Below are 6,322 nucleotides of genomic sequence, written 5' to 3'. Positions count from 1 at the left end.
TGGTCGCCGGGTACACCTGCGCCGGGAAATCGCCGATGCGGGCGACGAGGCTGCGGGCACCGTCGGCGCCGACGGCGTAGCGGGCGCGGACACGCAGCGAGCGATGTCCGGCCTCGGCGGCCACCTCGGCCACCACCGCGTCGTCGTCGGCCTCGAGTCCGGTGACGGTGTGACCGCGCAGGATTCGTGCGCCCAGATGGCCCGCGCGCTCCTCGAAGGCCGCCTCCAGCCGTGCCTGCGGAATGCCCGCGATCGGACCGGGCTCGACGCCGGGCGCGCTGATCGTCAGCACCGGTTGCGCCGCGAACTGGAACGGGGACCGGCGCACGCCGTGCGGATCACGCTGTATCGCTTCGGAAGTCGCGGAGGGCAGATATCCGCGGCGTGCCAGCAGCGACAGCGACCGGGCGTGCACCGTGCCCGCCCGCGGGCGCCGGTCGAGTTCGGCGCGGGTCTCGACCACGACGACCCGGATGCGTTGCAGTGCCAGCTCGGCGGCGACCAGCATGCCGACCGGCCCGCCGCCGACCACCAGGACATCGGTGTCGATGTCGGTGTCGACCGGATTCGGCCGGGGCCGGTGCGCCGTGCTCATCACATGCTCCTGGGGCGAGGTCTGGTCCGCGGCAGCGGTTGTACGAAGCTCGAGGTAGATACTAGGATCATAGTACCTACTAATTGAGTAGTACCTCTCCTACGTCTCGAAGTCCTCCCATCCACCGTGCCGAGTCCATTCCGACCGCCCCAGGGGGTATTCATGTCGACCGTCACCACCGCAACCGAAACCCGCGGCGCACCACCCAGCGGTGCCACACTGCCCGTAGTGCTCACCGCCCAGTTCGTCACGCCGATGGCCATCGCGGGCACCGCCATCGCCCTTCCGCTCATCTCGCAGGACCTCGGATCGAATCCCGCCGCGCTGCAATGGGTCGTCAACGGATTCAACGTCGCCTTCGCCCTCACCACGCTGCTGTGGGGCGCGGTCAGCGACCGAGTCGGACATCGGCGCACCTTCGGGATCGGTACCGCGCTCGTCGTCGCGGGCAGTATCGGCAGCGTCGCCGCACCGAACCTGTTCGTCCTCGACCTGGCTCGCGTCGTCGCGGGCATCGGCGCCGCGGCCATCCTGACCGGCGCCACCGCGCTGCTGTCGGCGGCCTACGAGGGGGCCCGGCGGATCAAGGCGTTCGCCGTTTTCGGCACCGTGAACGGTCTCGGTCTCGCGCTCGGCCCCACCATCTCCGGCATCCTCATCTCACTGCTGGACTGGCGGGGCGTCTTCCTGGTGCACGCGGTGATCCTCGCGGCCGCCGGTGTCGGCACGCGGGTGCTGCCCGCCGCGAAACCCGCTGTCGTCGAACACGGCCCGATCCTCGATCTCGGTCTGCTGCGCAATCGGGAATTCCTGGCCATGTGCCTGGTTCCGGTCGCCGGATCGATCGGCTTCGTCACCCTGCTGACCTACCTGCCTTCGGCGCTGAGCGGCATCACCGACCTCTCGGCGGGCGCGGCCGGATTGCTCATGCTCGCGATGACCATTCCGGTCTTCGTCGCGCCGGTGGCCATCGGCCACCTCGTCACCCGCTTCCCGGCGCTGACCGTCGGCAGGGTGGTCTACCTCGCGCTGGGCGCCGCGATCCTCGGCAACGCCGGTGTGCTCGCGCTCTCCCAGGACCGTTCGGTGGCCTGGATCATCTTGCCGATGGTGTTGCTCGGCCTCGGTTTCGGCCTGCCCATCGGCCTGGTCGACGGTCACGCGCTCTCCGTGGTGCCCGCCGAACGCGGCGGCACCGCCGCGGGCCTGCTGAACTTCTTCCGCATCGGCAGCGAAGCGCTGTTCGTCGCCGGTTACGCCATCGTGCTCGCTACGGTCGTCGGCACCCGGCTCAGCGGGAAGGCCGCCGACGACACCGCCGCGGGCCAGTTCGGCCATCCCGACGTCTACCGCTCCGCCTTCACGATCACTGTCGGCGTGCTCATCGCCCTGCTCGTGGTGCTCACCATCCTCATCGTCGCGGTGCGCGGCAACGCACGAGCCACCGAGAACCGGGACATCGGTTCCAGTCCAGAAGGAGTCACCTCATGACCCACGCACTCGACGCGGTCCGGGTCGATCTCGACGGCATCGCCAATATCGCGCCGCCGCTCATGATCGAACCATTACCGCAGCGTTCCACCGGCGGCTTACCGCAGGTGAAACTGCCCAGCGGCCACACCGCGGTGCACGTGACCGCCTACCGCGACGTGCACGCGGTCCTGACCGACCTCAGCTTCGCGCGCGCCGAGACCAACGTCGAGGACGGGCCGAGCTTCCTGCCGACCATCATGCCGACGGAAATGCTGCTCAACCTCGACCACCCCGGTCACGGGCGGCTCAAAGGCTTCGTGGCCTCCGCCTACAGTGCCGCCACCATGGCCCGGCGAGCGCCCGCGGTGCACCGGGTACTCGACGACGCGCTCGCCGACCTGCGCGAACAGCACGAGCGCGGATCGGCCGATCTCGTTCGGGCGCTGCTGGATCCGGTGACCATCGGCGTCAACGTCGACTATCTCGGCATACCGACTGCCGACATCGACTATTTCCGGCATCTGTCGCGGGCGATGCAGCTCGGCGACGGCAGCGATGTGGACAAGCTGCTGGGCGAGTTCTGGACCCTGTACCACTACATCGAGGATCTCGTCGCCCGGCGGCGTGAGCTGCGGCCCGGCCTGATCCTCGACCTGCTCGCGGCGCGCGACTCCGTGTCGCCGCCGGTCACCGACGGGGAGTACGCGGCCATCCTGCTCGGCTCACTGGTCGGTGGCGACCAGAACATCCTGTCGGTGATCACCAAGATCGCCTACGTGGCACTCGCCAGGCCGGAGCTGTGGCAGTACCTGGTGGACGATCCGGACGCCATCCCCGCCGCGGTGGAGGAGTTCCTGCGGTTGCTACCGCTGGGACGGATCTCGACCTTCCCGCGCGTCACCACCCGTGAACTCACGCTGTCACAGGGGACGCTGTATCCCGGCGATATCGTCTACGCCGACGCGCATTCGGCCAACCGTGATCCCGAGGTGTACCCGGACCCGGCGGTGATCGACCCGGCCCGTAACGGCAAGCGGCACCTGCAATTCGGCTACGGCATGCACCACTGCATGGGTGCGGCCATGGCGCGTATGGAGATCACCGAGGTGCTGCGCAGGCTCGTCACCGAGCTGCCGACGCTCCGGCTCGCCGTACCCGAGGACCGAATCCCCTGGGAGACCGGCATTCTCGTCCACCGGCCGACATCGCTGCCGGTCACGTGGTAGCCGGCGCGGCCGGATGACGACCCCTGTCGGCGACGAGAATCGCCGCCAGCAGGCCGGGAAAAGCCTTTTCCATGTCCTCGCGTCGCAGGCTCGTCATCCGGCCGTTGCCGACGTCACGCTGCCGGATCAGCCCCGCCTTGCGCAGCACTCGGAAGTGATGCGTGCGGGTCGATGGCGCCCACGGCATCCCGAACACACTGCAGAACTGCTCGGTTCCCTCCGGCTCGGCGTAGAGTTGCGCGATCACGCTGCGCCGATTGTCATCGGCGAGCGCGGCCAGCACCGTGGAGAGATCGAACTCCTCGATATCGGGATGCCCATCCGCATCGGTCACGACCCACTCCTTTCCACCGCACCAGCCCGCGAGCGGCTGCCGAAGGTATGAAATCTATAGTACCTATGGGTCAGGGTTTCAGACGTGGCGGGTTGGGCTCCAGACGTCCTCGGTGCGGATTCCGAGGCGTTCGAGGAGTCGGTTGTAGGTCAGCGCCGAGCTGACCAGCAGTCCTGCGTCGCGGGCCTACTCAACGGCTTCTCGGAAAAGCGAGAAACCCGCGCCGTAGCGCGGGTTTCTGGTCTGTCAGCTCTCAGATGGCGCGGACGCTCTGAGCCTGCGGGCCCTTCTGGCCCTGCCCGATCTCGAACTCGACACGCTGTCCCTCATCGAGGGACTTGAATCCGGAGCCGGAAATCTCGGAGTAGTGAACGAAAACGTCGGGACCGCCACCGTCTTGCGCGATGAACCCGAAGCCCTTTTCGCCGTTAAACCACTTCACACTGCCTTGCGTCATGTACTTTGTATTACTTCCTGTAGTAAGCCGAGCGATCACTTCGACAGCCCGTGCTCACCATCAAGCATGCCACATCCCCAGCTCCCCATCACCACGACCACAGCCTCGCGCGCCAACGCCGCGGGCCGGACACCGCTCCGGGCCCGCACTACCGGCACCTTGACCGACCGCCGAGTGTCCCGTGCCCAGCGATCACCGGAGACGGCACTCGCGCTCAGCTCAGTGTGAACGTCGCCGTACCCGAGATCTGCTCCATCTCCTTGTTGTTCGAGTCCAGCGCGACGATTCGAGCCTCCACCCGGCCGACGCCCGGCGCCGTGCCGAAACCGACGATCACGCCGTCCACCGTGTCTTGGACGACACCGTTCACGACGCGGTGCTGCTGCCCGTCCGCGTACCCGGTATCGAGGTTCTTGAAGCGCACAGCGACCTTCCAGTCCGAGCAGCCCTCCCCGGTCTGGGTGACGTTCACCCGAACGCCGAATGTGCCGGCCTTCTCCTGCCGCACGGTGACCGCGTCGATGATCGCGGAGCAGCTCGTCGGCACCAGGCGCGTCAGGGTCGGCGTGAACGGAAAGCCTGGGTCATGCGGTATGGCGGTAGACGGCGCTGCGAACCCGACCATCCCGGCGGCGGTCACCGCCGCGACGACACCGGCGCGAGTCAAAAACCGTTGCGGCTGCTTGTGATTGAGAGACATGACTGGTGTGTCGGGTCACCGGCAGCCGGTGTTACAGCAGTCGTCAGCGGAATCACTGCCTCAGCTCCATCGCTGATCCGACGGCGGAACGCGGTGGACAGCGAGCGGCAGCCGGTTCGACCTCCCGGCGGTCAGGACGAGGGCTGGTCCGTTTTCCGGTCGCGTGGAGGCGGCAGCCGGAACAGCCCCTCGAGCCTCCGCAAAGCCTCGGTGTCTCCGGACACCGAGGCGGCACCGGTCTCGATCGCGTCGGCGAAGGACAGACCGTGGCTGGTGACATCGAGGAACGCTGCCTCGCTTATGGTGACGGTCGCGTCGGGGTGCTGGGCAGGCCCGTGTAGCGCCTCGATCGTCCCGTCGTCGATCCGGGCGTGGAAGACCTCGTCATCGATCCGGAACTCATACACCGCGCGCAGTCCGGCCGCGGCCTCGGCGTCGAAGCAGGCCCGGAGACCGAGCACCGCCCACCCCGGATGGAACGCCTCGGTCTCGCGCCGTTCGCCCATGGCCCACTTCAGGCCCCAGCGGGCCAGTCCCAGGATCGGTGGTCCGAGTTCCTCGCCGGCCTCGGTGAGGGCGTACGCCGGGGTACGGGCGGGCGGTGGGAGCGTGATCTTATGTGCGAGTCCCTCGCGTTCGAGGTGTTTGAGGCGGGCGGCGAGCAGGCCGGTGCCGAGGCCGCGCAGGCTGGACTGGAGATCGCCGAATCGTTTGGGGCCCGTCAGCAGTTCGCGGATCAGCAGCAGAGTCCAGCGCTCGCCGACGAGGTCGAGGGTGCGCGCGGTCGCGCAGTACTGGTTGTAGGTTCGCTGGTCCACTTCCTCACTCTAGACTCCGCGCTTCCGGATTATGAATGAGCTCGAGAAGCATTCGCGCGAGCGGTTCCGGATGCGTGAGCATCACATTGTGCGGGCCGTCCAAGGCGAACGTCGGGTAGCCGAGGGCTGCGCCGAATTGTTCGAACGGGTAGGTCTGTGGCCTGCAGTAGATGGCGGTGCCGGGAATCCGATCGATCGCACCACTGAGATCGGTGGCCTCGGTGAACGTATGCAACGGCTGGGGAGCAGGCGCGCAGCCAGCCGGTCCGCGTGGTCGGTGTCGACGATGCCGAACGCCGCCGGGGGTGGAGCCGGGATCTGCCATCCGTCTCCGCGCGCCTCGGCCGCCGCACGGATGGCCTGCGCGAACGGGTCGGGGGCCAGGCTGAACATGCTGGCGCCGTCCGCCCCCGCCCAGCCGTCCACGAGGACGATGTGGCCGACGGCATCGGGCCGCAGGTCGGCCGCCTCCCGGACGACCAGGCCGGAGTAACTGTGTCCGACCAGCACAAGCTCGTCATCCGGTGCTGTGTCCAGAGTGGCGGCGACAATGGCGGCGTGATCGTGTAGACCGTAATCCCCGACCGAGCTGAGATCCGGTGTGAGGGTGTGCGCCCCGGCGGCGTGCAGCAGCGGGGCGACACGCTCCCAGGCCCATGGGCCGTGCCAGGCGCCGTGGACGAGAACGAAGGTGGTCACAGTGAATGCTCCTTACGAAG

General features: G+C 68.0%; 8 protein-coding genes. 2 read left to right on the top strand and 6 right to left on the bottom strand.

Translation table 11 applies throughout. The features are described 5' to 3' along the window. Window positions 1-595, bottom strand: a 595-nt coding sequence (locus ON29_RS28420) for an FAD-dependent monooxygenase (RefSeq protein ID WP_174371870.1), incomplete at its 3' end; no start/stop codon positions are given. A 162-nt stretch (window positions 596-757) separates the two neighbouring features. Here ON29_RS28420 and ON29_RS28415 point away from each other — a divergent pair. Continuing rightward, window positions 758-2,086 (top strand): MFS transporter, encoded by a 1,329-nt coding sequence (locus ON29_RS28415; RefSeq protein WP_051175660.1) that lies wholly within the window; start codon window positions 758-760, stop codon window positions 2,084-2,086. After that, complete coding sequence (locus ON29_RS28410; RefSeq protein ID WP_040871018.1) at window positions 2,083-3,294, top strand: cytochrome P450; 1,212 nt, start codon at window positions 2,083-2,085, stop codon at window positions 3,292-3,294. The genes ON29_RS28415 and ON29_RS28410 overlap by 4 nt, the downstream gene beginning before the upstream one ends. On the opposite strand, the gene ON29_RS28405 is transcribed toward ON29_RS28410, so the two are convergent. The 5 genes from ON29_RS28405 to ON29_RS28385 all read right to left on the bottom strand — a co-directional run bounded on the left by ON29_RS28405 (window position 3,284) and on the right by ON29_RS28385 (window position 6,302). After that, on the bottom strand, window positions 3,284-3,628 hold the full coding sequence (locus tag ON29_RS28405) for an ArsR/SmtB family transcription factor (RefSeq protein WP_040871016.1): 345 nt from the start codon (window positions 3,626-3,628) through the stop codon (window positions 3,284-3,286). The genes ON29_RS28410 and ON29_RS28405 overlap by 11 nt on opposite strands. A gap of 253 nt (window positions 3,629-3,881) precedes the next feature. Then, on the bottom strand, window positions 3,882-4,085 hold the full coding sequence (locus ON29_RS28400; RefSeq protein ID WP_040871014.1) for a cold-shock protein: 204 nt from the start codon (window positions 4,083-4,085) through the stop codon (window positions 3,882-3,884). A gap of 214 nt (window positions 4,086-4,299) precedes the next feature. Then, window positions 4,300-4,785: a hypothetical protein gene (locus ON29_RS28395; protein WP_245549187.1), complete on the bottom strand. Its 486-nt coding sequence runs from the start codon at window positions 4,783-4,785 to the stop codon at window positions 4,300-4,302. Between the two features lie 131 nt (window positions 4,786-4,916). Beyond that, the gene (locus ON29_RS28390; RefSeq protein ID WP_040871013.1) at window positions 4,917-5,603 is read right to left on the bottom strand and encodes a winged helix-turn-helix transcriptional regulator; all 687 of its coding nucleotides are present in this window, start codon (window positions 5,601-5,603) and stop codon (window positions 4,917-4,919) included. 81 nt (window positions 5,604-5,684) lie between these two features. Next, window positions 5,685-6,302, bottom strand: a complete 618-nt coding sequence (locus tag ON29_RS28385) for an alpha/beta fold hydrolase (RefSeq protein ID WP_217999320.1) — start codon at window positions 6,300-6,302, stop codon at window positions 5,685-5,687. Between the last annotated feature and the right edge of the window lie 20 nt (window positions 6,303-6,322).

Origin of the sequence: Nocardia exalbida NBRC 100660 (assembly GCF_000308575.1) — a bacterium.
In the GTDB taxonomy this organism is placed as follows: Bacteria; Actinomycetota; Actinomycetes; order Mycobacteriales; family Mycobacteriaceae; genus Nocardia; species Nocardia exalbida.
This window is presented reverse-complemented; position numbering and strand designations above follow the sequence as displayed.

What these genes read in the sequence shown, in the direction of transcription:
- ON29_RS28410 (WP_040871018.1), top strand. Translation starts at nt 2,083, where the DNA reads ATGACCCACGCACTCGACGCGGTCCGGGTCGATCTCGACGGCATCGCC.
- ON29_RS28400 (WP_040871014.1), bottom strand. Translation starts at nt 4,085, where the DNA reads ATGACGCAAGGCAGTGTGAAGTGGTTTAACGGCGAAAAGGGCTTCGGG.
- ON29_RS28415 (WP_051175660.1), top strand. Translation starts at nt 758, where the DNA reads ATGTCGACCGTCACCACCGCAACCGAAACCCGCGGCGCACCACCCAGC.
- ON29_RS28395 (WP_245549187.1), bottom strand. Translation starts at nt 4,785, where the DNA reads ATGTCTCTCAATCACAAGCAGCCGCAACGGTTTTTGACTCGCGCCGGT.